Genomic DNA, 23,302 nt, shown 5'->3' with positions numbered 1-23,302 from the left:
CAGCGACATACCCTGACCGACGTGCGAATCGCGGTTCTCGGCGGCGGCCCGGCGGGGCTCTACCTCGCCGCGCTGGCGAAGCAGCTCGACCCCGGCCACGAGATCACCGTGTGGGAACGCAACGCGCCCGATGACACCTTCGGCTTCGGCGTGGTGTTCTCCGACGAGACACTCGGCGGCATCGAACACGCCGACCCGGTGATCCACGAGGCCATGCGCGCCGAATTCGCCCGCTGGGACGACATCGACGTCCACTACCGCGGCACCGTGACGACCTCGGGCGGGCACGGTTTCGCGGCGATGAGCCGCAAACGGCTGCTGGGCATCCTGCAGGAACGCTGCGCGGAACTCGGCGTCGACCTGCGCTTCCGCACTCCCGCACCGGACCCCGCCACGCTGTCCGCCGGATACGACCTCGTCGTGGCCGCGGACGGCGTCAACTCCGCCGTCCGCGAACGGTTCGCCGGCGCCTTCCGGCCCGAGATCGAAACGCGGCAGTGCACCTACATCTGGCTCGGCACCGACCTCGTGTTCGACGCGTTCAGGTTCCACGTCCTGGACACCCCGCACGGGATCATGCAGATCCACGGCTACCCGTACGGCCGCGACGGGAGCACGTTCATCCTCGAGATGCACTCCGACGTCTGGCGCCGCGCGTTCGGCCCGATCGCGGCGACCTCGCTCGCCCCCGGCGAGAGCGACGAGAAGTCGATCGAGCTGATCCGCGAACTGTGCGCGGACGTCCTCGACGGGCACCAGGTACTGGCCAACAACTCGAAGTGGACGGCCTTCGGCACGGTCCGCTGCGAGCGCTGGGTGCACGGCAACGTCGTCCTGCTCGGCGACGCCGCGCACACCGCGCACTTCTCCATCGGCTCCGGGACGAAACTGGCCATGGAGGACGCACTCGCGCTCGCCGCCTGCCTGCACGAACAGTCCACTGTGGACGCGGCGCTCGCCGCGTACGAGACCGAGCGGCGGCCGGTCGTCACCTCGACGCAGCGTGCCGCGCAGGCGAGCCTCGAATGGTTCGAGAACCTCGGCCAGTACACCCATCAGGAACCACCACAGTTCGCGTTCAACCTCCTCACCCGCAGCCGCCGCGTCACCTACGACAACCTGCGGCTGCGCGATCCCGAGTTCACCGCGGAACTCGACACCTGGTTCGCCGGGCGGCTCGGCACCGACGTCGCGCCGCCGATGTTCCAGCCCTACCGGATCGGCGAACTGGAACTCGTCAACCGCGTCGTCGTCTCGCCGATGGACATGTATTCCGCCGAGGACGGGGTGCCCGGCGACTTCCATCTCGTCCACCTCGGCGGCAAGGCGCTCGGCGGCGCCGGGCTGGTGATGACCGAGATGGTGTGTGTCTCCCCGGAAGGCCGGATCACCCCGGGCTGCGCGGGGCTCTACACGGCCGAGCAGGAACGCGCGTGGGCCCGCGTCGCCGGCTTCGTGCACGGCAACTCCCCGGCGAAGATCGGCGTCCAGCTGGGGCATTCCGGGCGCAAGGGATCGACGAGGCTCATGTGGGACGGCATCGACGAACCCCTGCCGGAAGGCAACTGGGAGGTCTGCGGGCCGTCGCCGATTCCTTATACCGCACGGAATCAGACACCTCGCGAGCTTACGGCGGACGAACTGGGCGAAATCCGCGAGCAGTTCGTGAACGCCGCGGCGAGCGCCGCGCGGGCGGGGTTCGACCTGCTGGAACTGCACTGTGCCCATGGGTATCTCCTGTCCTCTTTCCTGTCACCGTTGACCAACCACCGCACCGACGAGTACGGCGGTTCGCTCGAGAACCGGCTTCGTTTTCCGTTGGAAGTCTTCGACGCGGTGCGCGCGGCCTGGCCTGCCGAGCGGCCGATGACCGTGCGCATTTCCGCGACGGACTGGTGTGAAGGCGGGATCGACACCGGGGACGCCGTCGAGATCGCCCGTGCCTTCGCGGCACACGGGGCGGCCGGGATCGACGTGTCCACCGGGCAGGTGGTCAGCGAAGAGAAGCCGAAGTTCGGTCGGAGCTACCAGACACCATACGCCGATCGGATCCGCAACGAAATCGGGGTGCGGTATCCGATCGCGGTGATCGCCGTCGGCGCGATTTCTTCTTATGACGACGTGAATTCGCTGATCCTCGCCGGCCGCGCGGACCTGTGCGCGCTCGGCAGGACGCATCTCTACGATCCACAGTGGACACTGCACGCCGCCGCCGAGCAGGGCTACCGCGTCCCGTGGCCGAAGCCGTTCACCGCGGGAAGCCGGAAACCGCAGAGCGGCCGGACGGACGGGCCACCACCGCGGCTCGAACTCGTCCGCTCGGGCACACCGGGCACGGCGCACGCCCGCTGGCGACCGGAGGAACCACGATGAGCGCCTTCGCCCTTGACGCCGCCCAAAAAGCCTTCGCCGCCGAGGTCCGCGTTCTCGGCGCGGAGCGGCTCCGACCCCTCGCCGAGTCCGGTGTGGACGGTTCGGTGAACCGGCCATTGCTCGAGGCGATGGGCGAACTCGGTCTGCTGGCCCGGCTGTTCCCCGGTGTGTCGAGCGGGAATCCGACCCGTCAGGCCGCGGCGACGGAACTGTGCATTCTCCGCGAAGCACTGGCGACCCAGTGCACCGAGGCCGAGACAGCGCTGGCGTTGCAGGGCCTCGGCAGCTATCCGGTGCTGCAGTCGGCCCGTGACGAACAAGTGCGGAAATGGCTGCCCGAGGTCGCCGCCGGACGGGCCGTCGCGGCCTTCGCGCTCACCGAGCCGGACGCCGGTTCCGACGCCGCCGCGTTGTCGCTCGCGGCCGAGCCCGACGGTGACGGCTGGCGGCTGACCGGCGAGAAGATGTGGATCTCGAACGCGCCGGAAGCCGACTTCTACACGGTTTTCGCCCGCACCACAACGAATGCGGGCGCACGCGGGGTGAGCGCGTTCGTGGTGCCCGCCGACCGCCAAGGCCTCTCCGGCGAGCACCTCGAACTCCTCAGCCCGCACCCGATCGGGACGCTGCGCTTCGACGGCGTCCCGGTGCACCGCGACGAACTGCTCGGCGAGGAGAACCGCGGCTTCGCCGTCGCCATGCGGACGCTGGATCTGTTCCGCCCCAGCGTCGGCGCGTTCGCCGTCGGGATGGCGCAGGCCGCGCTGGAGGCCGCCGTCGAGCACACCGGGCAGCGCGTCGCGTTCGGCGGTCCCTTGGTACAGCAGCAAACCGTCGCGCACACGCTCGCCGAAATGGCGACCCGCACCGAGGCCGCGCGGCTGCTCGTCTACTCCGCGGCTTCCGCCTACGACGCCGGGGAAAAGAACCTCGCCGGGCGCGCGGCGATGGCGAAACTCTTCGCGACCGAAGCCGCCCAGTACGTCGTCGACGCCGCCGTCCAGCTGCACGGCGCACGGGCATTGCGGCGCGGGCACCTGCTGGAACACCTTTACCGCGACGTCCGCGCGCCGAGGATCTACGAGGGTGCTTCGGAGATCCAGCGGACGATCATCGCGCGCGAGCTGGCCGCCGGGCGGGTCGGCGCTCCAGCCACCACTGACTGACGATGAGCAGCGTGAACAGGCTCAGCGCGCCTGATGTCGCGGAGGAGACATCGGTGAACCACTGGTCGTTGCCGCCGAACCTGGTGTCCTTCCCCGAGCCGATCGCCAGGAACACGAACGGCCCGTAGACCCGGGTCAGCAGGGTGTTCATGGCCATCGCGAAACTGCGGATCATCCACTTCCGGTGCTCGCCGAACCGGCGTTCCCGCGCCGCTTTCCACCCCGCGACGGTGAAACCCAACCACAGCGACGCCCCGAGGACGTCGAGCGTCGAGGTCACCGGGCCGAACGGGCTCAGCGCGCCGATCGTGCCCGCCATCAGCGCGGACGGGATCGCCCCGGCGAACACGTAGATCCGGCCGACGCGGCGATGGCCCACCGGATGTTTCCGGCGGAACCACGGCCAGATCTGCAGCAGGACTCCCACGATCGCGACAGTGCCGAAAAGGACGTGAGCGACGAGAAACCAATAGTGCGCGGCGAATCCCGCCGGCGCCGGGACACGCGACCGAGCCGGGTCCATCGCCAGGTACGGCGGCAGCGAATACGCGAGGAACGCCGCGACGAGCACGGCGAGCGGGCCGACCCACGGCCGTCTCCACCATCGCTTCGCCCCTGGTGCGGTTTCCTCCGAGGTCACCCGTTCAGGTGAGGTTTCGAAATCCGTTCCGGTTGCCATCCCCCAGGACCTTTCCCTTGTCTGCCAAGGAAATTCTCTCCCGAGACTAGGACGCGCGGCCGGGCCGGACCATCGGGTGAGCCACCCGGCTCCGGGTAGGGCTGCCCCCACCGAGCCCGAAATCGTCGTACCCTCGCACTAGCGTTCGACGCGATCGTGAACCGTCCTGAGTCATCCCCGATCCGCTGCCCGTCCGGGCACCAGCCGGATCTGTCGCGAACCCACTCCCGTTGCCGGCCCGTGCCGGCTCGAATCCCCTGGGGAAATCATGACTGTTCTTCCGTTCCGCCGTAGCGCTCTCGGTCTCGAGGCGGGCCTCGAGACCCCGAAACCGGACGGCTGCTGGCACGGCCCGATCTGGCTCTCCGCCGAGCGGACCGATCCGGCCACCTACGCGGCTTTCCTCGACGACGCAACGAAAACCGGCTTCTGGCCGCTCATCGTCCAGACCGCCGTGGAGGCTTTCGACGGGGTCCGCGCCCGCTCCGGGAGCAGACCTCTCGACCAGGAGGACCCGCTCCGGCTGGATCCCGCCGAAATCCTCGCGCACTGGTGGCGGACGGGCCCGCACACGACCCCCGCGACGAGTTTCCCCGGTCTCGTCCGGCGCTCCACCGCGCGAAGGGATCCGTTGCTGTACGCGATGCACTGCGGCACCGAGCTTCTGGCCCGGGACGGGGGCAGACTCGGGCTGGCGAGGGTCCGGCTGTCGGCCGACGTCCCCTTCCTCATCGGCTGGCCGGGCGCCGGTCAGGTACGCGGCAGAGCGGACGCGGTGGCCGCGGTTCTGGGCAGCTGGGAACACCGGTTCGGCACCCGGCTCGTCGGCATCGGGAGCACCGGCCTCACCCTGTCCGTGGCCGCGCCCCCGACCACACTGAACCGCGCGCTGGCCATCGCGGCAGAACATCGCGCGTTCTGTCCGCGGATCTGCGGCGAGGACCACGAGTCCTATGCCCACAGCCTCCTCAACCACCACATCTGGCGGCTCCGATGGTCGTGAGCGCGATCCTCCGCCGGCGGGCCCTAGTCCAGGAGACGGCGAGCCACGATGTACCCCGACGCCCCGTTGACACCGTGGCCCGGCCAGGTCGCGGCGCCCAGCATCCACAGCCCCGGGATCGGGGTGTGATGCGAAGGCTGCGCGGGAAGTGGCCGGAACAGATAGCTCTGCGCGAGATCGTGGCTGCCACCGTACGGATCGCCAGGGCCGCAATTGCGGTTGGCGCGCGCGAGGTCGTCCGGCGCGATGACGTGGACGGCCAGGATCGCGTCCGGCAGGTTCAGCACGTGCCGCCCGGCCACCGCCAGCACGCGGTCCGTGAAGGCCTTCTTCACCTCGTCCGTCCAGCCGTCACCGGCGTCGATCTCGCCCGCCGCGTCGCCGCGCGGACGCGTCGGCACGTCGAGCAGTTGCACCCGTGCCACCGCCTTTCCCGGCGGGCACCGGCTGCTGTCCACAGTGGACGGGACATCGAGGGCGATGGTGGGCTCGGCGGGAAGCAGGTCCCGCGTCGCCTCGCTGACCGAGCGCGACAACGCGTCGAGTCCGCCGGTCAGATGGGGTTCGCCCGCGCTCGCCAGCCGCTCGTCGGCGAACCGGGGCGGTTCGGAGAGCGCGAGATGCAGCTGGAAGCAGCCCCGGCCGTAGCGGTAACGGCCTGCCTGGCCGCGGATCACCGGCGGCACCGCGCCGGGTACGTCGGCGAGCAGTTCGAGATAGAGCTGGTCCGGGTTGACCGAGGCCAGCACGGCGCGCCGGGCGTGCACGATCTGCCCGTCCGCGACGCGGACGCCCCTGGCGCGGCCGTGCTTGAGCAGGATCCGGTCGGCTCGCCGTCCGGTCCGCACCTCGCCACCGTGCTTCTCGATCAGCTCGGTCAACGTCTGCGCGAGCCGTTCACTGCCCCCTGCCGGGGTCGGCATCCCGGCCATGCCCAGCGCGACCTGGACGAGGATCACCCACAGCGCGCTGTTCACCTCGTCCGGGCCGCGGCCGAGATGCAGGGCCCACGGGGCCAGGAGGCCGCGCAGCACCGGCGAGGAGAAGGTCCGGGTGAGCAGTTCACGCGCGGTGCGGGTGAACAGGTGCGCGAACTCGGAGAAGCCGCCGTCCTCGTCGTGCAGGAGCCGGTGCAGCCGGCGGCGGGCGGCCTTGGTGCTCAGGTCCGTGCCCATCAGGCCGAACACCGGCTGGACGTACGGCTCGAAGTCCTTGAGCAGCTTCGCGAACGCCTCCCCGTCGCCCGGTGCGAGACGTTCGGCCTCGGCCACGTTCTCCTCGATGGAGGAGGAGAAGACCGCACTGCCCTCGCCGGGCATCGAGACCCCGGAGAAGTACCGGGGCTGCCGGTACTCGAGGCCCAGTTCGGTCAGCTCCGGGCCCAGCGTGGCGTAGGCGGGGCCGCCGGTGAACAGAGGATGGGCCGAGGAGAACACGTCGTGCTGGAAACCGGGGAGGGTGAGCTCCTCGGTCCGCACCAGGCCGCCGGGGCGGTCCCGTTCCTCCAGCACCAGCACGCTCCAGCCGTCCCTGGCCAGCATCGCTCCCGCGACCAAGGCGTTGTGCCCGCTGCCGATGATCACCGCGTCCCACGTGTCCATGGTCGGCATCCTCGTGGCCCGGCCGTCCCGGTCACCAGGGACCGCGGTCCCGGATCGCCCCGGTCCGCGGGTGCCCCTCAGGGCACTGCCGAAAACCGCCAACGAAATGCTTGCCCGCCTGGTTTAGACCATGCATACTTTGTTGCCGAGCACAACAAAAGCCCCCGTTTGCTCGCAGAGAGGCGACGAAGATGTCCATCTCACGCTCCCTCCGGCGTCCCCGCTGGGCGGCCGCCCTGGCCGCCGGCGCCGTCCTCACCCTCGGCCAGGCCGCGCTCCCCGCCATCGCCCCGGCGTCCGGGGCGGGCACCGTCACCGCGGCGGCCGCCACGTTCACCGACGATTTCGACGGCCCCGCCGGAGGCGCGGTCAATGGTTCGAAGTGGCACTTCGAGACCGGCGACAACGTCAACAACCACGAGCGGCAGTGGTACACCTCCGGCACGAACAACGCGGCGCTGGACGGCCAGGGACACCTGGTGATCACCGCACGCAAGGAGAACCCCGGCAACTACAACTGCTGGTACGGCCGCTGCCAGTACACCTCCGCGCGGCTGGCCACCCAGGGCCAGTTCACCCAGACCTACGGCCATTTCGAGTCGCGGATGAAACTCCCGCGCGGGCAGGGCATGTGGCCCGCGTTCTGGATGCTCGGCAGCGACATCGGCAGCGCCGGCTGGCCGAACTGCGGCGAGATCGACATCATGGAGAACATCGGCAAGGAGCCGAACACCGTGCACGGCACCATCCACGGCCCCGGCTACTCGGGCGCGAGCGGGATCGGCGCCCCTTACAACGGCCCCAACTTCTCCGACGGGTTCCACACCTTCGCCGTCGACTGGGCACCCAATTCGATCCGCTGGTCGGTCGACGGGAAGGTCTACCAGACCCGGACCCCGGCCGACCTGCACGGCAACCGGTGGGTCTTCGACCACCCCTTCTACCTGCTCCTGAACCTCGCGGTCGGCGGGTACTGGCCGGGTGACCCGGACGGCGGCACCCAGTTCCCGCAGCAGCTGGTCGTCGACTACGTCCACGTCACCAGCGGCAACAGCCCCAGCACCGCCACCGGCGCACAGCACTAGACGCCGCACTCGGCGAGTGAATGGTGCGGCCGCGCGGGAGTCCACATCGGACGGTTCACCGACGCGGCCGCACCACCGCGACATCGTCGACGCTCAGCGAACAATCCGGCCGGGGCCCTGCGTTCCCGCTGGGGGCGTCCGGAACGCAGGGCGGCCGTAGCAGGATCCTCTCGACGGAATCCATAGCCACGCTAACCAATCAGGCCGCCCCCGGACGCCGCCTCCCCACGGGTTCAGCCCGACGGGTCACCAATCCTGCCTCTTCGGGCAATCCTCCGGCGTTCCTACTCGGCCTGCTCAGCCCGCGCGGCCCGCTCGCGGAAGGCCTCGACGAGTTGCTGCTCGGCGTCACCGAGGTACTTCTCGAGCAGCGCCTCCGCCGCGGCACCGTCCCCGGCTTCGATGCGGTCGAGGATCTGGTGGTTGCGCTTGAGGTACGGCTCGTGGAACCGGCGCGGGTCGGCCATCATGTGGAAGGCCAGCCGTAACTCGGCGCAGACGCCCTCCATCAGCTCCTTGATCCGCTCACTTCCACTGATCTCGGTGATCTCGGCGTGGAAGCGGATGTTCGCGGTGCCGAGGTCCCGCCACCGGCCGTTCTCCTGCGCCAGGTCGCCGTCGGCGACCGTCTGCGCCAGCCTCGCGAACGTCGCGGGCTTCTCCGTGATGCCCCGGACGGCCGAACATTCGATGAGCTTGCGGACCTTGTAGAGATCGACGACGTCGGCCTCGCTCAGCACCCGGACGAAGACACCGCGGTTGAGTTCATGGCTCAGCAGCCGCTCATGCGTGAGCAGCCGGAACGCCTCACGCAGCGTGTTGCGGGAAACTCCGAGCGCGGTGCCGATGTCCAGCTCGGACAGGCGGACGCCGGGCAGGAAGTAGCCCTCCGCGATCCGGGTGCGCAGCACGCCCGCGACACGTTCGGCCGTGCTCGTGCGGCCGAGCAGGCCACGATCCGCTTCCAGACCCTGGCTGCCGCCACCCGCTATGACCACGTCAGTGATCCTACGCTTAGCCACGAGAACGATAAAATCAGAGTCTTGTGGGATTGTTCAACGATCCCTACAGTGACTAGGCGAGTCAGAAAGTGTGAGCCATGCCACGATGAGCACTCACCTGTGAGGTCCCGATGAACGCGATTGCCGACACCACCACCACGAAAGATCGCCCTTTCGCCTGGTTACGCACCCTCGGCCCGAAGGGCAGGCGCGCGTTCCTCGGCGCGTTCGGCGGTTATGGGCTCGACTCGTTCGACTACCAGACGCTGCCGCTGGGGCTCGCCGCGATCATGGCCTACTTCGGCATTTCGTCGGGGCAGGCGGGACTGCTCGGCACGACGACACTGGTCGTCTCGGCGATCGGTGGCGTCGGCGCGGGAATCCTGGCCGACCGCATCGGCCGCGTCCGCACGCTGCAGCTCACGATCGCGATGTACACGATCTTCACCGTGCTCTGCGGCTTCGCGCCGAACTTCGAGACGTTGCTGGTGTTCCGCGCGTTGCAGGGTCTCGGCTTCGGCGGTGAATGGGCGGCGGGCGCCGCGCTGGTCGCGGAGTACGCGCAAGCGCGCTACCGCGGCCGGACCGTCGCGTTCGTGCAGAGCGCGTGGGCCGTCGGCTGGGGCTTGTCGGTGGTCGTCTACACCGTCGTGTACAGCATCACCGGCCCCGATCTGGCCTGGCGCGTCATGTTCTGGGCCGGCGTCATCCCGGCGCTGCTCGTGCTGTGGCTCCGCCGCAGCGTGCAGGACGCGCCGCGAGCGGCCGAACGTCGTACGACGACCCGCGAGCGCGGCGCGCTGCTCCGGATCTTCCGGGGCGACCTGACACGCACCACGCTCTTCGCCTCGTTGCTGGCCACCGGCGTGCAGGGCGGCTACTACACGCTCAACACCTGGTTGCCGGCGTACCTGAAGAACACCCGCGGGCTCAGCGTCATCAACACGGGCGGGTACATGGCATTCCTGATCTGCGGCGCGTTCGTCGGCTACGTCTGCGGCGGGTATCTGACAGACCTGTTGGGGCGCAAGAAAACCTTCCTGCTCTTCTCCGTGCTCTCCGCGGTACTGATCGTCGCCTACGTGCAGATCCCGGCCGGGGCGAACGGCCTCGTCCTCGTGCTCGGTTTCCCGCTCGGCTTCTCGATGTCCGCGATCTTCAGCGGGTTCGGCGCGTTCCTCGCCGAGCTGTACCCGACCGCGCTGCGCGGCACCGGACAGGGCTTCACCTACAACTTCGGCCGCGCGGTCGGCGCGGTGTTCCCCGGCCTCGTCGGATTCCTCGGCGCCGGCGGTGGCATCGTCATCGGGGCGGCCGGTTATGTCCTCGCGGCGCTCGCGCTGCTCGGCCTTCCCGAAACCCGCGGCCGCGAACTGCTCGCCTAGGAGGTGCACGACGATGACGACCTACGACGACCCGGCGACGTTGACCCCGGCCGAAGCACGCGCCGTGTTCCGCGCCGGCACCGAGCGCCCGACGACGGGCTGGGCGCGCGGCTACACCCAGACGAACCTCATCGCGGTGCCCGAGGACTGGGCCTACGACGTCCTGCTGTTCTGCCAGCGCAATCCGCAGGCCTGCCCGGTGCTGGACGTGAGCGATCCCGGCGATCCCGGCAGCAGGCTCGCCGCGGGCGCGGATCTGCGCACCGACCTGCCGCGCTATCGCGTCTGGCAGAACGGCGTGCTGTCCGGCGAGGTCACCGACGCCGGTGGGCTGTGGCGCAGCGACATGGTGGCCTTCTCGATCGGCTGCAGCTTCAGCTTCGAGTCGATACTGGCCGCGGAGGACATCCCGCTGCGGCACATCGACCAGGGCCGCAACGTCGCCATGTACGTGACGAACATCGAATGCGAACCGGCGGGCAGGCTGCACGGGCCGATGGTCGTCTCGATGCGGCCGATCCCGGAAGACCGCGTCGGCGACGCCATCCGGCTCACCCGCGCGATGCCCGCGGTGCACGGGGCGCCGGTACACGTCGGCGATCCGCGTACGCTCGGCATCGAGGACCTCGACCGGCCCGGCTTCGGTGACCCGATCGACGCCGAGCCCGGCGACGTCCCCGTGTTCTGGGCGTGCGGGGTGACCCCGCAGGCGGCCCTGATGGCCTCGCGGCCGCCGTTCGCGATCACGCACGCACCCGGCTACATGTTCATTTCCGACCGGCTCGACAGCGAATATCGGGTGGACTGATGGATCTCAACAGCGATCTCGGAGAAGGTTTCGGCGCCTGGCGGATGGGCGACGACGAGGCGATGCTCGACATCGTCACCAGCGCGAACGTCGCGTGCGGTTTCCACGCCGGGGACCCCGGGGTGATGCGGCGCGTGTGCACGCTCGCGGCCGAACGCGGCGTGACCATCGGGGCGCACGTCGGCTACCGCGATCTGGCCGGTTTCGGCAGGCGGGCACTGGACATCACGCCCGAGGATCTGGCCGACGACGTGCTGTACCAGATCGGTGCGCTCGACGCGTTCGCCCGCGCGGCGGGCAGCCGCGTCCGGTACGTCAAACCACACGGCGCGCTTTACAACACCGCGGCGGTCGACCCGGATCAGGCCGGTGCCGTGGTCGAGGCACTGCGCCGGTACGAGCCCGGCCTCGCGCTGCTCTGCCCGCCGGGCTCGGAAATGCGGCGCCAGGCCGAAAAAGCGGGGATCGCGAGCTACGCCGAGGCGTTCGCCGACCGGGCTTACACCCCGGAAGGCCACCTGGTATCACGCCGGGAACCCGGCGCCGTACTGCACGAGGCCGACGCCGTGGCCGAGCGCGCGGTCGCCATGGCCACCACCGGCACGGTGTCCGCTGTGGACGGACAGGTGCTCGCGCTGAACCCGGATTCCCTGTGCGTGCACGGGGACACACCGGGCGCGGTGGAGCTGGCGAGGCGGATTCGCGACGGGCTGATGACGGCCGGGGTCAAGCCCGCACCGTTCGTGTCCGCCGGATGACCGGGAAGAACATGGAAGTCCACAAGCGACGGTGGCGGGTCTCGCCGTATGGCCGCCGGGCGGTGCTCGTCGATCTCGACGGGCAGGAGGACGTGCTCGGCCTGCACGGCGCGCTCGACCAGGAGCAGCCCGACGGCGTGACCGAGCTCGTCCCGGCGGCACGCACGTTGCTGGTGCGGTTCGACCCGGACCGCACCAGCCACGAGCGGCTGACCGACGACCTGCTCCGGCACTCCACAGTGGACGTTTCGGCGCGGGCAAACCGTGAGGTCGTCATCGAAGTCCGCTACGACGGCGAGGATCTGGGCGAAGTCGCGGAGTACACCGGGCTGTCGGTGGCCGAGGTGGTGGAACGCCACGAACAGGGCGGGTACGTCGCGGCGTTCTGCGGCTTCGCACCGGGTTTCGCCTACCTGACCGGGCTCGATCCGATACTGCACGTGCCGCGGCGGGCCACGCCGCGCACCCGCGTGCCCGCCGGGTCGATCGCGATCGCCGGGGAATACACGGCGGTGTACCCGAACTCGTCACCCGGCGGCTGGCGCCTGCTCGGCCACACCGGGCATCCGGTGTGGGACACCGAACGGGCGCGACCGAATCTGCTCACCCCGGGCACCCGGGTGCGGTTCACCAGAGCGCGCCGATGACCGCGAAGCTCGACGTACTGCGGCCCGGCCCGTTCACCACCGTGCAGGATCTGGGCCGTCCCGGACTGGCGGCGATCGGCGTCGGCCGCTCCGGCGCCGCGGACCGCGGCGCGCTCCGCCTGGCGAACCGGCTGGTCGGCAATCCCGAAGGGCACGCCGCGCTGGAGACCACGCTCGGCGGGCTCGCCCTGCGGGCGTCGGAGACGGTGACCGTCGCCGTCACCGGGGCGCCGTGCCCGATCACCGCCGGCGGCCGCGCGGCCGGGCCGAACGCGCCGATCATCCTGCGTCCCGGCGACGAGCTGGTGCTCGGCCTGCCGGAACGTGGTTTGCGGTGCTACGTGGCGGTTCGAGGTGGCTTCGACGTCCCCGCGATCCTCGGCGCCCGCGCGACCGACACCCTCGGCAAGCTCGGCCCGCCGCCGCTGGCGGCCGGGATGTCGCTGCCGGTCGGGAATGTCGTGCTCGGGCCGCCCGCCGTGGATCTCGCCCCGCGCCCTGGCCTGCCGGCCGAGCCGTGCCTGCGGATCACCCCGGGACCACGGCTGGACTGGTTCACCGCCGACGCACTGTCCACAATGGTGTCGCGGCCCTACACCGTGACGTCCGATGTGGACAGAGTCGGCATCCGGTTCACCGGCCCGCGACTGAACCGCGCCCGCGAAGGCGAGTTGCCACCCGAGGCGTGCGTACCAGGCGCGCTGCAGGTGCCGCCGTCGGGCACGCCGATCCTGTTCCTCGCCGATCACCCGGTGACCGGTGGCTACCCGGTGATCGCGGTCGTCGACGAGGACTATCTCGACCTCGCCGCCCAGCTCCGCCCGGGTACTCCGGTCCGGTTCACCGTCTCGGGCGCGTGAGCAGCCAGGCGAGGTTGATGACCGCGAGCGAGCCCCAGATCCAGCACAGCACCGTCGGCTCGAACTGCGCGACCACCGTCGCGAACGCGCCGAAGGCCACCGTGCCCAGCACGACCCCGGCACCACGACCGGCGTCGAGCGCGCTGCGCAGGGGACCCGGTTCGGCCAGCCGCTCGGCCAGGTAGGCATCGAAGGCCTCGGCCACGCGGTCGTCGATCTCGTCGCGCAGCACCGGGTCGAGACGCTCAGGCATGGGCCACCGCCAGCGACCGCGCGGGCCGGGTGACCGCGGCGGGCCGCGGCGCCGGCGCTGTCCTGCGCAGTGCGACGAAGACACACACCGCGGCCAGCGGCAGTTCGAGCGCGATCGCCATGATCAGCGACACCACGAGGTCGCTGCCCGCGGTCAGCACGTCGAACCAGGCGTCCACGAACAGGAGCACCGCCGTCCCGATCGACGCGAGCGGCGCCCGGTGATCGCCCCGCCGGACCAGCCACGCCGTGGCGAGCAGCCCGGCGGCCTCCAGCAGGTCCAGCCCCACCCACGCGACACGCCAATGCTGCGCCGGGTAGACGTCGGGCAACGTCGCCCAGAGCACGCCGATCCACGGCAGCAGGCACGCCCCCGCGAGCAGGAACAGCCTTCCGGCCAGGTCTTTCCGCATGACAGCCCCCGATAGGTCACGGCGCCCCCTAGCGCCTCGACGACCACGCTAGCCGATTGCAGAGACTTTTTGCAAACTTGCTTTGCAGTACTTCTCTGCAATACGGTGACCGCATGGCGGAACGTCCCGAGCGCCGCGTGCTCACCGGCGCGGACATCAAGGCGCTGTACAAGGCGCTGTCCAATCCGGTGCGCCGCGACATCCTGAGCTACCTCGGCGACCACGGCGAAGCGAACTCGACCAGCGTCGCGAAAGCGCTCGGCGAGAGCACCGGGACGACCAGCTATCACCTGCGCAAGCTCGCGGATCTGAAACTGATCGCCGAGATCGAGGAGCGCTCCAACGGACGCGAGCGCTGGTGGCGGTCGCTTTCGAAGGACATCTACACCCCGCCCGGCCTGGAGATGACCCCGGACGAGCGCGAGGCCGCGACCAAGCTCGGCGCGCTCAAGATGAGCCACGACCTCGGACTCGTCGTCAGCGCGTACACCGGGTATGACACCGCCGGCGGCTGGAACCAGATCTACCGCAGCGGGCTCCGGATGACCGAGGAGCAGATCGCGTCGTTCGTCGAGGAGTACCAGACCCTGATCTGGAAGTACGTGAACGAGCCCGGCGAAAAGCCGCCCGGGTCCCGGCAGATGGCCGTGCGGCTGTACATGCTGCCCGACGAGGGCCCGCATCCGACACCGCCCAAACTGGACGGCGACGAGGGCTAGAGGCCGGACACGCGGAGCGTCAGATTGAGCCTGCCGGTCAGGCCCAGCGCCGGATCCGCCGTGCCCGGCAGGGTTTTCGGCACCCCATGATACGCCAGCCGCGACGCGCCACCGAAGACGAACAGGTCACCGGAGCCCAGTTCGACGTCGGTGTAGGGCTGCCCGCGGTTCTCGGTGTTCCCGAAGCGGAACACACAGGTGTCGCCGAGGCTGAGGGACACCACCGGCGCGAGGCTGCGTTCGTCCTTGTCCTGATGCATCCCCATCCGTGCGGCGGCGTCGTAGAAGTTCACGAGCGCGACGTCCGGCCGGTAGTCCTCGGCGGGCGAACCGTACGCGTCCGCCAGCCCGCGGCGCCCGAGATCGCCGAGCCAGTCCGGGAACGGCAGCACCGGCGAGCCGTCGCCGTCGTCGATCGTGCGCGAGTAGCGGTAGGGATACCAGTGCCAGCCGAGACAAACCGTGCGCACGGACATCACGCCGCCGCTCGGCAACCGCGCCGACCGGTAGCCACGCCAGTTCCGGCAGGCCTCGACCAGCTCGCGTTGCGCGTCGAGATCGAGCCAGTCCGGCACGTGCACCGCGCCGGGTGCGATCTCGGCCCGCGGGCGGGGAAGCAGCGCGTCCACGTCGGCGATTCTGCCACCGGGCACACCGCGTAACCGCTCGCTATCCGCCGCGCGACGTTCGAACTTTTTCCGGCACCTCCGCCCGCCAGCCGAGCACCACCCGCTGACCCCGGAAAGCTACATTCGCCGCCGCCAGCCTCCGCATTCCTCGCTCGAATGGCGCAGCGCCGAAATCGCGCAGCCGACTTCCTCTGCTCTGCGTCACCATTCTTGCGAGACTGCCACAGAATTGTGATCCACGGCACACTCGATCAGCAACGAGGCGGTCACGTGACCAGTGACCGCCACCCCGGCTACCGCGCGTGTTCATGGGGAAGGCCGCACGGGGTGGTCCGGCCCCGTGGCGGGCCGAGCAGCCGGATCAGCGAACCGTCCGGCACGCCGAGGATGTCCTCGAGATTCCGCAACGCCCGCAACGATTCCGGCCGCTCCGGCCGGCACCGGCCCGACTGCCAATGACTCAGCGTGGCCAGGCTCAGCGAAGTCCCCCTGCTCCGCAAGCGGTAACGGATGCGATCGAGGCCGAGCCCCCTGGCCCGGATCGCCGCGCGCAACGCCTCGGCGAACGGGCCCGTTTCGAGCAACCGTTCCAGTTCACTCCCCGTGCGTTCCCCCCGGTCGATGGTCCTTGGTCGTTGACCGGTCATGGTTTTTTCGCTCCGAGATACAGCTGGTGAGAACACTGGAGCGTAGGCGCCGCGCGGCAGGATCGGAAGGGTGCTCACCCAGGTGCTTCAGGCGAGCGCGCGCAGCGATCGGGCGATGGCCGCGAAGGGCTGGGTATAGCCGGAATTGACTGTGGCGTAGGAGATCCCCCACTTCTCTCGCCAGCCGAGAAGTGTGTCGGCGGCCTGCCCGGGATCGGTGGGGAGCACGGTCACCGCGCCGGACGCGGCGAGTTCCGGGACGTCGACTCCGGCGAACCGCGCGACGTGCGGCGCCGGCTCGTCCCCGATCGCCATCAGGTTCACCGCCAGCTCGATCTCGCCGAGCCGCGTACCGGCGAGTTCGCGGAACTTGTCCACAATGGACAGCGCTTCGTCCGGCGTGGTCCGCGGCAACCACGAGAACGTGACGATGTCGGCCTCGCGGGCGGCCAGCGCGAGCATCTTCGGCCCCCGCGCGGCCATGAGCAGCTTCGGCCGGTCCGGCGTGCTCTTGATCAGCTCGATCGTGGCTTCCAGCCGCTCGATGCGCTGCGCCATCCCGGGGTAGTCCCTGCCCAGTGACCGGGCGTGGTCGTCGGCACCGGGACGGCCGGCACCGAGGCCGAGTTCGAACCGGCCGCCCGTCTGCCGGTGCAGCGTCCGGACCTGCCAGTCGAGCTGACGCGGATCGCGGAACGGGTCGGCGAGCACGAACGTGCCCACCCGGAGCGTGCTGGTGACCGCCGCGGCGGCCGGGACGAGCGTCAGCGGGTCGGAGCCGGCGACCGGGTCGGTGGCCAGCATCGTGTCCAGGCCGAGCTCCTCGACCTGCTTCGCCTGCGCGGTCCACGCGGCCAGGTCCGGCGAGAACCCGGCGACGATCCCGAAGCGGAAGGGTTTCGATGTCATGCGGTCATCCTGCGCCGGGGGACATGGCCGCCACATCCGCTCCAGGACGTCAACCGCGGATACGTCCCGCTGCGCACGTGGGATGAAGGGGACGTTCGTCTCATGCCATGCGACGAACGTCCCCTTCAGCGCGTCCTGCGCGAGGAAAGTCCCCTTCAGCGCAGCGCGACCGACAACGCCTGCGCGATCTCCTTGCCGATGGCGTGCGTGGCGGTGTCCGGCGGCGAGCCCACCTTGACGACCATCGGGCCGCCGAAGGGCTGCCGCTCGACGACCTCGATCCGTTTGCCGAGCCCGATGGCGTGCTCGGTCAGATACCGCAGCAGTTCCGGGTCGGTGTCCCAGACCCGCACGATCTCGCCGACGGCACCGGGCGGCAGATCGTCCAGGATCCGCATCGGCAACTCCTCGACACTGCCGTCGGGCGCCGGGATCGGGTCGCCGTGCGGATCGCGCACGGGGTTGCCGAGCTTCGCCGCGATGCGCTCGACCAGCCTGTCGGACACCGCGTGCTCCAGCGCGTCGGCCTCGGCGTGCACCTCGTCCCAGGTGTAGCCGAGCTCGGAGACCAGGTACGTCTCGATCAGCCGGTGCCGTCGCAGCACCGACCGGGCCAGCTGCCTGCCCTCGCCGGTCAGCTCGATCCCGCGGTAGGGCACGTGCGCGACCAGGCCCAGCTGCGCGAGCTTCGTGACCATGCCCGAAGCCGACGACGGGCTCACCTCGAGCCTGCCGGCGAGCGAAGCGTTGGTGACCGCCTCACCCCGCTCGACCAGCCCGTAGATCACCCGGACGTAGTCCTCGACCGACGAAGACCTCCGGACCGAACCATCACCCATGCCGAATACGATACGGCGTGATCAGGGTCGCCAGCGGTAGCGGATCCATCCCGGCACCGGTTCGGCGCCTAGATCGGCGTAGAACGCTTCGCCCTTTTCGTTCCCCGCCTGCATGTCCCACTCGACCCGCCCGGTCGTCCGCGCGCGCAGCGCGTCGAGCAGCTCGCGGCCGAGCCCGTGCCGCCGGTACTCCGGCCGGATGAACAGGTCGTCCAGCCAGATCCCCGGCCTGGCCTCCCAGGTCGAGAAGCTCCAGCTGCAGAACGCGAAACCCGCGACCTTGTCCGGGTCGCCCGGCACGGTGGCGATCAGCACCCACGCCTTGGGGTCCGGCCCGAACAGATAGCCGCTCATCTCGGCGCGGTCGAGCTTCAGCTCGGTGTTTCCCTCATACTCCGCGTGTTCTTCGATGAGCGCGCAGATCTCCTCGGCGTCCTCGAACACCGCTTCCCGGACCGGCATCGGCCAGCACTCCTCTCGGTCGTCAGTTCGGGGCTTCGTAGCGCAACTCGCCGCCGACGGCGGTGGCCAGCACCCGAGCATCGTCCATAGTGGACTCGTCGGTCGGGTCGGCCGACAGCACGGCGAAGTCCGCGAGCTTGCCGGGTGTCAGCGTTCCCAGGTCATTCTCGGCGAAGGCGGCGTACGCCGAGCCGTGGGTGTAGGCCCGCAACGCCTCGCGTGGGGAAAGCGCTTCCTGCGGGCCGAACGGGGCACCGGAGGACGTCCGGCGCCGCACCATGTCGGCGAGCGCGAGCAGCGGAGCGCCGTTCACGACCGGGCGATCCGAACTCGCGGGCAGCACGCATCCCGCGTCGAGCAGGCTCTTCAGCCGGTAGCACCACGCGACCCGCTCCTCGCCGAGCGCGGCGCGCATCCCGTCGCCGAGTTCGTTGACGAACCGGCCCTGCGGTGAGGGGATCAGGCCGAGCCGCGCCATCCGCGCCAGCTCGTCCGGCTGCAGGACCGCGCAGTGCTCGATCCGGTGCCGGTGATCGGCACGGGGATGCGCGGCGAGCGCGGCCTCGTAGGCGTCGAGCACGACGGTGATCGCCCGGTCCCCGATCGCGTGCGTCGCGATCTGCCAGCCCGCCTCGTGCGCCCGCATGATCGTCCTGGCGAGTTCGTCCTCGGGCAACTGGAAGTAGCCGACGTTGTCCGGCTCGCCCGCGAACGGCTCGTGCATGGCGCAGGTCCTGCCGACCAGCGAGCCGTCGGCGAACAGCTTCATCGGGCCGATCCGCAGCCACTCGTCGCCGAGCCCGGTGCGCAGGCCGAGATCCAGGCCGAAACCCGCGCCGTCGCTCAGTTCGTGCAGGACCGGCGCGCCGACCATCACCGTGGCCCGGACGCGCAGCAGTCCGCGTTCGCGTGCCAGCTGGTACGCCGCCAGCTCCGCCGGCGACTCGCCGACGAGCCCGCCGCCGATCCCGGCCTCCTGGACGCTGGTGATGCCCTCGGACAGGTACACCTCGCTCGCCCTGTCGAGCCCGCGGACCAGCGTTTCGATCGGAGTCGGGTAGGTCAGCGGATCGAGCAGCCGCTGGGCCTGCTCCCGCAGCAGCCCGGTCGGCGAACCGTCGCCGTCGAGCACGATGTCCCCGCCCACCGGCACGTTCGCGACGTCCAGCCGGTCGAGCACCGCGGTGTTGACCACGCACATATGCCCGGAGGTGTGCCTGAGCTGGACGAGCTTTCCCGGGGCCGCGCGGTCGAGACCGTGACGATCGGGATGGCCGCCGACGAGCTTGTTCTGGTCGTAGCCGCTGCCGACGACCCAGCTGCCCTCGGGCAGTTCGGCCGCCCGCCGCGCGATCGCGGCGTAGACCTCCTCGACGCTGCGGCAGTCGCTGAGCGGGACGTGGTCGAGCGACATCCCGAACCAGGCCATGTGGTTGTGCGCGTCATGGAAGCCGGGGACGACCACCGAGCCGCCGAGGTCGACCCGCCGACGTGCCGACAACGCTTCGGCGTCCTCGCCGAGCGCGACGACCCGGCCGTGCAGGACGGCCAGCGCGCTTGTCGTGGTTTCCCCGGTCAGCACCAGGGCGTTCTCGTAGACCGCGTCGACCCGCATGAATCGGACCCTATCGATCGATCGATCGAACGTCTAGGCTCGCCCCCATGAGCACCGTGGACCTCGCCGTCGCCGACGGCATCGCCCAGATCCGGCTGAACCGGCCCGAGCGGCTGAACGCCGTCGCCCCGGCACTGGTCGAGGACCTGCTGGCCGCACTCGACGACGTCGCGCGCGGTGACGCCCGCGTGGTCGTCCTGTCCGGGAACGGCCGCGCGTTCTGCGCGGGCCACGACCTGAAGGAGCCCACCCCGGAGGGTGACTCACGCACGCGGCTCGACCGGTTGCAGGACGTGACACGACGGCTGCGCGCGTTGCGGCAGCCGGTGATCGCCGCGGTGCACGGCTACGCGATCGGGGCGGGCGCGGAGTTCGCGCTGGGCTGCGACCTGATTCTCGCCGCCGAGGACGCGGTGTTCCGGTTCCCCGAGGTCTCGCTCGGGCTGAGCGTCACCGGGGCGGCGTCCCGGCTGCTGCCGTTGCTGGTCGGACCGCTCAAGGCGAAGGAACTGCTGCTGCTCGGCGACCGGATCTCCGGAACGGAAGCGCGCGAACTGGGGCTGGTCAACGCGGTCTTCCCGGCAAACGAACTCCCGGAGCGCGCACACGACTGGGCGGAGAAGATCGCCTCACACCCCGCCGAAGCGGCCACGATGGCCAAGCGAGTCCTCGACTCCGGCATCGACAACGCGCTGGAATCCGCGCTGGAGCTGGAGGTCAGCCACGCGCTGATCACCGAGCACTCGGCCGCGGTGCGGGCGTCGACCGAAGCGTTCCGGAGCCGGGCATGACGCCGTTGCGCGAGTGCACCACACTGGTCGAACTGCTCACCCGCGCCGCCGAGCTCTGGCCGGAGCGGACCGCCTGGATCTTCGACGAAACGGGCGAGCGGCTCACCTTCGCCGACGTCGACCGCCGCAGCTCACGGCTCGCGCTCACCCTGCTCGACCTCGGCGTGCAGGCAGGCGACCGGGTCGCGGTGATGCTGCGCAACCAGCCGGAATTCCCGCTGCTGTGGCTCGCGCTGGCGAAACTCGGCGCGGCGCTGGTGCCGGTGAACACGAACTACCGGGAGTTCGACGGCGCCCACGTGCTGCGGCATTCCGGCGCGCGATTCGCCGTCGTCGCGACGGAATTCGCCGAACTGATCGGCCGTATCGCACCGGAAACCACGCTCGAACGAACGCTGACGATCGACGAACTCGCCGCGCTCACCCCGGGCATCGGCGCGGCCCGGTTCGCCACGACCGCCGAGCGGCCGGTCAACATCCAGTACACCTCGGGCACCACCGGCGCCCCCAAGGGCTGCGTGCTGCCCAACCGGTACTGGACGACGCTGGCGATCAGCCTGGCCACCGAGTTCCCCGCGGTCGGCGAGGACGACGTCTTCCTGACCGCGCAGCCGTTCCACTACATCGATCCACAGTGGAATGTCGCGTTGGGGCTCGCCGGCGGCGCGACGCTCGTGGTGCTGGATCGCTTCCACCCCACGACGTTCTGGGCGAAGGTCCGCGAGTACGAGGTCACCTGGTTCTACTGCCTCGGGATGATGCCCGCGCTGCTGCTGCGCCAGCCGCCGCACGAGGACGACCGGAACCACCGGGTGCGCGCGATCACCGCGTCGGCGATTCCCCTGGAGCTGCACGCGGAGCTGGAGGAACGCTGGGGCGTGCCGTGGTACGAGGCGTTCGGGATGACCGAGACCGGCGGCGACATCCGGATGACCGCGGCCGACCACGACGAGACGGTCGGCACCGGCTGTCTCGGGCTGCCCCACGCCGCCCGCGAGGTGGTGATCGCCGGAGACGACGACAAGCCGTTACCGCGCGGGGAAACCGGGCAGCTGCTCATTCGCGGGGTCGGGCTGATGCACGGCTACCACGAGGACCAGGAAGCGACCGAGCGCGCCTTCGCCGGTGGCTGGTTCCACACCGGTGATCTGGCCAAAATGGACGATCGGGGGCGGGTCTACTACGTCGGGCGTACCAAGGACATGATCCGCCGCAGCGGGGAGAACGTGTCCGCCGACGAGGTGGAACGCGCGCTGCTGCTGCATCCCGCGGTACGGCTGGTGGCGGTCGTCGCGGTGCCCGACGAGCTGCGTGGCGAGGAGATCAAGGCGTACGTCGTCTGCGACGGCGACCGTCCCGAGCCCGTAGAACTGGCCGAGTTCTGCGCGGAGAAGCTGGCCTACTTCAAGATCCCACGGTTCTGGGCCTTCCCGGACGAGCTGCCGCTGACGCCGTCCGAACGGGTCGCGAAGGGCGAACTGCGGAAGATCGCCGACCCGCGCGCGGGCAGCTGGGACCGGACGGCGGGCCGATGGCTGTGACCAGTCGCGAGCGTGTCCGCGCGGCGGCCGTCAAACTCTTCGCCGCCAAGGGTTTCCACGGCACCGGGATCCGGGATCTCGCGCAGGAGGCGGAACTGTCCTCGGCCAGCCTGTACCACTACATGGGCACCAAGGAGGATCTGCTCGCCGACATCATGACCACCGCGCTGCGCCGCCTGCTCGACACCGCACGCCACGCCGTGGCCGAGGTCACCGACCCGGTCGCCAGGATGCGCACGCTGGTCGCACTGCACGTCCTCGCGCACGCGATCCTGCCGGCGGAAACCCGCGTGGTGGACAACGAACTGGACGTCCTCTCCGAGGGGCCACGCGATCAGGTGGTCCGGTTACGGGACGACTACGAAAAGCTCTGGTCCGACACCATCGAGGAGGGCGTCGCCGCCGGTGTCTTCCACACCGCGCACCCGGCGGTCACCCGGTTGGCGTTACTGGAGATGTGCAACGGGGTCGCACGGTGGTATTCGCCACGCGGGCCGCTCGCCCTCGACCAGCTGGCCGCGCATTACGCCGAACTCGCGCTGCGTGCCCTCGGCTGCGATTGTCCGGCCGGTGTTTCGGAGTTGCGACGGGAGCGCGAAATGGTCGCGAAAGTGTGGGGAGTGCCCGTTTAGCGGCGCTTTTACCACCGTACGCCTTGCCCCGGGCGCGAGTGTGGGGGACGCTCGAAGGGTGACTGAGCAAACGATCCAACTGGAACTGGACGACTCGGGTCTCGCACCTGGTCTGCCGACCCCGGCAAACCCCCGCGATCAGGTGCAGGACGTGCCTTACCGCCCCGTGGAGTTCCGTGACGACGACCTCCCCGCGGCACTGGAACGGTGTGCGGGCTGGCTACGTCAGGCCCAGGAGTGGCTCGGTGAGCCGCTGGACGTGCTGGCGATCCACCTCGACTACGACGAACGGCAGGGTTCGCCCTACTACGACGTGAAGCTGTTGTGCAACGAGGAGGACCTGGCGGGCGTCCCCATCGCGCTCCGGAACCAGAAGTAGGAACCTGAAGTGGGGGGTTGTGGACCATATGGGCCTCTGTCAGACGGGTGTGGTGGGAGTAAGGGGTCTTGGGCGAGTGGCCGTGGGCCCGCGCCCTGTTGGGCGCGG

General features: G+C 70.1%; 24 protein-coding genes and 1 pseudogene. 14 read left to right on the top strand and 11 right to left on the bottom strand.

The genetic code is table 11. The features are described from left to right. Positions 1-21: 21 nt before the first annotated feature. Together ACFWX1_RS10380 and ACFWX1_RS10375 are read left to right on the top strand one after the other, a co-directional pair. Complete coding sequence (locus tag ACFWX1_RS10380) at positions 22-2,373, top strand: bifunctional salicylyl-CoA 5-hydroxylase/oxidoreductase (RefSeq protein WP_378385897.1); 2,352 nt, start codon at positions 22-24, stop codon at positions 2,371-2,373. Next, entirely contained in the window at positions 2,370-3,539 is a 1,170-nt protein-coding gene (locus ACFWX1_RS10375) for an acyl-CoA dehydrogenase family protein (protein WP_378385895.1), read from the top strand. The genes ACFWX1_RS10380 and ACFWX1_RS10375 overlap by 4 nt, the downstream gene beginning before the upstream one ends. On the opposite strand, the gene ACFWX1_RS10370 is transcribed toward ACFWX1_RS10375, so the two are convergent. Beyond that, positions 3,484-4,179: a DUF2306 domain-containing protein gene (locus ACFWX1_RS10370; RefSeq protein ID WP_378385893.1), complete on the bottom strand. Its 696-nt coding sequence runs from the start codon at positions 4,177-4,179 to the stop codon at positions 3,484-3,486. The genes ACFWX1_RS10375 and ACFWX1_RS10370 overlap by 56 nt on opposite strands. A 307-nt stretch (positions 4,180-4,486) precedes the next feature. Between ACFWX1_RS10370 and ACFWX1_RS10365 the strand changes: the two genes are divergently transcribed. Further along, entirely contained in the window at positions 4,487-5,221 is a 735-nt protein-coding gene (locus tag ACFWX1_RS10365; RefSeq protein ID WP_378385891.1) for a DUF4253 domain-containing protein, read from the top strand. Between the two features lie 23 nt (positions 5,222-5,244). On the opposite strand, the gene ACFWX1_RS10360 is transcribed toward ACFWX1_RS10365, so the two are convergent. After that, positions 5,245-6,822 (bottom strand): phytoene desaturase family protein, encoded by a 1,578-nt coding sequence (locus ACFWX1_RS10360; protein WP_378385890.1) that lies wholly within the window; start codon positions 6,820-6,822, stop codon positions 5,245-5,247. A 191-nt stretch (positions 6,823-7,013) separates the two neighbouring features. Between ACFWX1_RS10360 and ACFWX1_RS10355 the strand changes: the two are divergent. Continuing rightward, positions 7,014-7,877 (top strand): annotated as a pseudogene (locus tag ACFWX1_RS10355) (family 16 glycosylhydrolase); the annotation flags it as partial. Positions 7,878-8,191: 314 nt separating this feature from the next. Here the strand turns inward: ACFWX1_RS10355 and ACFWX1_RS10350 are convergent. Next, positions 8,192-8,905: a GntR family transcriptional regulator gene (locus ACFWX1_RS10350; protein WP_378385888.1), complete on the bottom strand. Its 714-nt coding sequence runs from the start codon at positions 8,903-8,905 to the stop codon at positions 8,192-8,194. Between the two features lie 134 nt (positions 8,906-9,039). Here ACFWX1_RS10350 and ACFWX1_RS10345 point away from each other — a divergent pair, with 134 nt between their 5' ends. From ACFWX1_RS10345 to ACFWX1_RS10325, 5 genes are read left to right on the top strand one after another with little or no spacing between them, the layout of a single operon-like run. Next, the gene (locus ACFWX1_RS10345; RefSeq protein ID WP_378385886.1) at positions 9,040-10,293 is read left to right on the top strand and encodes an MFS transporter; all 1,254 of its coding nucleotides are present in this window, start codon (positions 9,040-9,042) and stop codon (positions 10,291-10,293) included. A gap of 13 nt (positions 10,294-10,306) precedes the next feature. Then, on the top strand, positions 10,307-11,101 hold the full coding sequence (locus ACFWX1_RS10340; protein WP_378385884.1) for a putative hydro-lyase: 795 nt from the start codon (positions 10,307-10,309) through the stop codon (positions 11,099-11,101). Next, entirely contained in the window at positions 11,101-11,859 is a 759-nt protein-coding gene (locus ACFWX1_RS10335; protein WP_378385882.1) for a LamB/YcsF family protein, read from the top strand. The genes ACFWX1_RS10340 and ACFWX1_RS10335 overlap by 1 nt, the downstream gene beginning before the upstream one ends. Further along, positions 11,856-12,506 carry an allophanate hydrolase subunit 1 gene (locus ACFWX1_RS10330; RefSeq protein WP_378385880.1) on the top strand — a complete coding sequence of 217 codons (651 nt, stop codon included), beginning with the start codon at positions 11,856-11,858 and terminating at the stop codon, positions 12,504-12,506. The genes ACFWX1_RS10335 and ACFWX1_RS10330 overlap by 4 nt, the downstream gene beginning before the upstream one ends. Then, on the top strand, positions 12,503-13,366 hold the full coding sequence (locus ACFWX1_RS10325) for a biotin-dependent carboxyltransferase family protein (RefSeq protein ID WP_378385878.1): 864 nt from the start codon (positions 12,503-12,505) through the stop codon (positions 13,364-13,366). Before ACFWX1_RS10330 ends, ACFWX1_RS10325 begins: the two co-directional genes overlap by 4 nt. On the opposite strand, the gene ACFWX1_RS10320 is transcribed toward ACFWX1_RS10325, so the two are convergent. Continuing rightward, entirely contained in the window at positions 13,347-13,619 is a 273-nt protein-coding gene (locus tag ACFWX1_RS10320) for a hypothetical protein (RefSeq protein WP_378385876.1), read from the bottom strand. The genes ACFWX1_RS10325 and ACFWX1_RS10320 overlap by 20 nt on opposite strands. Continuing rightward, entirely contained in the window at positions 13,612-14,031 is a 420-nt protein-coding gene (locus ACFWX1_RS10315; RefSeq protein WP_378385874.1) for a hypothetical protein, read from the bottom strand. The genes ACFWX1_RS10320 and ACFWX1_RS10315 overlap by 8 nt, the downstream gene beginning before the upstream one ends. Positions 14,032-14,144: 113 nt before the next feature. Between ACFWX1_RS10315 and ACFWX1_RS10310 the strand changes: the two genes are divergently transcribed. Beyond that, positions 14,145-14,750, top strand: a complete 606-nt coding sequence (locus tag ACFWX1_RS10310; protein WP_378385872.1) for an ArsR/SmtB family transcription factor — start codon at positions 14,145-14,147, stop codon at positions 14,748-14,750. Here the strand turns inward: ACFWX1_RS10310 and ACFWX1_RS10305 are convergent. The 6 genes from ACFWX1_RS10305 to ACFWX1_RS10280 form a co-directional block, all read right to left on the bottom strand. Continuing rightward, the gene (locus ACFWX1_RS10305; protein WP_378386032.1) at positions 14,747-15,379 is read right to left on the bottom strand and encodes an alpha-ketoglutarate-dependent dioxygenase AlkB family protein; all 633 of its coding nucleotides are present in this window, start codon (positions 15,377-15,379) and stop codon (positions 14,747-14,749) included. The genes ACFWX1_RS10310 and ACFWX1_RS10305 overlap by 4 nt on opposite strands. A gap of 293 nt (positions 15,380-15,672) precedes the next feature. Continuing rightward, positions 15,673-16,026, bottom strand: a complete 354-nt coding sequence (locus ACFWX1_RS10300) for a transcriptional regulator (RefSeq protein ID WP_378385870.1) — start codon at positions 16,024-16,026, stop codon at positions 15,673-15,675. A gap of 87 nt (positions 16,027-16,113) precedes the next feature. Continuing rightward, a complete protein-coding gene (locus tag ACFWX1_RS10295; RefSeq protein WP_378385868.1) occupies positions 16,114-16,935 on the bottom strand; it encodes an LLM class flavin-dependent oxidoreductase in 822 nt (273 codons plus the stop codon). A 155-nt stretch (positions 16,936-17,090) separates the two neighbouring features. Continuing rightward, positions 17,091-17,774 carry a metal-dependent transcriptional regulator gene (locus ACFWX1_RS10290; protein WP_378327730.1) on the bottom strand — a complete coding sequence of 228 codons (684 nt, stop codon included), beginning with the start codon at positions 17,772-17,774 and terminating at the stop codon, positions 17,091-17,093. A 21-nt stretch (positions 17,775-17,795) separates the two neighbouring features. Beyond that, a complete protein-coding gene (locus ACFWX1_RS10285) occupies positions 17,796-18,236 on the bottom strand; it encodes a GNAT family N-acetyltransferase (RefSeq protein ID WP_378385866.1) in 441 nt (146 codons plus the stop codon). Positions 18,237-18,258: 22 nt separating this feature from the next. After that, positions 18,259-19,851, bottom strand: coding sequence for an amidohydrolase (locus tag ACFWX1_RS10280; protein WP_378385864.1), 1,593 nt, complete (start codon positions 19,849-19,851; stop codon positions 18,259-18,261). Between the two features lie 47 nt (positions 19,852-19,898). Between ACFWX1_RS10280 and ACFWX1_RS10275 the strand changes: the two genes are divergently transcribed. From ACFWX1_RS10275 to ACFWX1_RS10260, 4 genes are read left to right on the top strand one after another with little or no spacing between them, the layout of a single operon-like run. Further along, positions 19,899-20,642 carry an enoyl-CoA hydratase/isomerase family protein gene (locus ACFWX1_RS10275; protein WP_378385862.1) on the top strand — a complete coding sequence of 248 codons (744 nt, stop codon included), beginning with the start codon at positions 19,899-19,901 and terminating at the stop codon, positions 20,640-20,642. Further along, on the top strand, positions 20,639-22,183 hold the full coding sequence (locus tag ACFWX1_RS10270) for an AMP-binding protein (RefSeq protein ID WP_378385860.1): 1,545 nt from the start codon (positions 20,639-20,641) through the stop codon (positions 22,181-22,183). The genes ACFWX1_RS10275 and ACFWX1_RS10270 overlap by 4 nt, the downstream gene beginning before the upstream one ends. After that, positions 22,180-22,815, top strand: coding sequence for a TetR/AcrR family transcriptional regulator (locus ACFWX1_RS10265; protein WP_378386030.1), 636 nt, complete (start codon positions 22,180-22,182; stop codon positions 22,813-22,815). The genes ACFWX1_RS10270 and ACFWX1_RS10265 overlap by 4 nt, the downstream gene beginning before the upstream one ends. Positions 22,816-22,873: 58 nt before the next feature. Continuing rightward, a complete protein-coding gene (locus tag ACFWX1_RS10260) occupies positions 22,874-23,194 on the top strand; it encodes a hypothetical protein (RefSeq protein ID WP_378327736.1) in 321 nt (106 codons plus the stop codon). Positions 23,195-23,302: the final 108 nt, after the last annotated feature.

It is taken from the genome of Amycolatopsis sp. NPDC059021 (genome assembly GCF_042739895.1).
In the GTDB taxonomy this organism is placed as follows: domain Bacteria; phylum Actinomycetota; class Actinomycetes; order Mycobacteriales; family Pseudonocardiaceae; genus Amycolatopsis.
The sequence above is the reverse complement of the archived record's forward strand: the minus strand, read 5'-3'. Positions and strand labels throughout refer to the sequence as shown.

Bases quoted from the DNA above. Each gene is read 5' to 3' on its own strand.
- ACFWX1_RS10375 (WP_378385895.1), top strand. From the start codon at position 2,370: ATGAGCGCCTTCGCCCTTGACGCCGCCCAAAAAGCCTTCGCCGCCGAG.
- ACFWX1_RS10365 (WP_378385891.1), top strand. From the start codon at position 4,487: ATGACTGTTCTTCCGTTCCGCCGTAGCGCTCTCGGTCTCGAGGCGGGC.
- ACFWX1_RS10360 (WP_378385890.1), bottom strand. From the start codon at position 6,822: ATGGACACGTGGGACGCGGTGATCATCGGCAGCGGGCACAACGCCTTG.
- ACFWX1_RS10345 (WP_378385886.1), top strand. From the start codon at position 9,040: ATGAACGCGATTGCCGACACCACCACCACGAAAGATCGCCCTTTCGCC.
- ACFWX1_RS10340 (WP_378385884.1), top strand. From the start codon at position 10,307: ATGACGACCTACGACGACCCGGCGACGTTGACCCCGGCCGAAGCACGC.
- ACFWX1_RS10335 (WP_378385882.1), top strand. From the start codon at position 11,101: ATGGATCTCAACAGCGATCTCGGAGAAGGTTTCGGCGCCTGGCGGATG.
- ACFWX1_RS10330 (WP_378385880.1), top strand. From the start codon at position 11,856: ATGACCGGGAAGAACATGGAAGTCCACAAGCGACGGTGGCGGGTCTCG.
- ACFWX1_RS10325 (WP_378385878.1), top strand. From the start codon at position 12,503: ATGACCGCGAAGCTCGACGTACTGCGGCCCGGCCCGTTCACCACCGTG.
- ACFWX1_RS10320 (WP_378385876.1), bottom strand. From the start codon at position 13,619: ATGCCTGAGCGTCTCGACCCGGTGCTGCGCGACGAGATCGACGACCGC.
- ACFWX1_RS10315 (WP_378385874.1), bottom strand. From the start codon at position 14,031: ATGCGGAAAGACCTGGCCGGAAGGCTGTTCCTGCTCGCGGGGGCGTGC.
- ACFWX1_RS10310 (WP_378385872.1), top strand. From the start codon at position 14,145: ATGGCGGAACGTCCCGAGCGCCGCGTGCTCACCGGCGCGGACATCAAG.
- ACFWX1_RS10300 (WP_378385870.1), bottom strand. From the start codon at position 16,026: ATGACCGGTCAACGACCAAGGACCATCGACCGGGGGGAACGCACGGGG.
- ACFWX1_RS10295 (WP_378385868.1), bottom strand. From the start codon at position 16,935: ATGACATCGAAACCCTTCCGCTTCGGGATCGTCGCCGGGTTCTCGCCG.
- ACFWX1_RS10290 (WP_378327730.1), bottom strand. From the start codon at position 17,774: ATGGGTGATGGTTCGGTCCGGAGGTCTTCGTCGGTCGAGGACTACGTC.
- ACFWX1_RS10285 (WP_378385866.1), bottom strand. From the start codon at position 18,236: ATGCCGGTCCGGGAAGCGGTGTTCGAGGACGCCGAGGAGATCTGCGCG.
- ACFWX1_RS10280 (WP_378385864.1), bottom strand. From the start codon at position 19,851: ATGCGGGTCGACGCGGTCTACGAGAACGCCCTGGTGCTGACCGGGGAA.
- ACFWX1_RS10275 (WP_378385862.1), top strand. From the start codon at position 19,899: ATGAGCACCGTGGACCTCGCCGTCGCCGACGGCATCGCCCAGATCCGG.
- ACFWX1_RS10270 (WP_378385860.1), top strand. From the start codon at position 20,639: ATGACGCCGTTGCGCGAGTGCACCACACTGGTCGAACTGCTCACCCGC.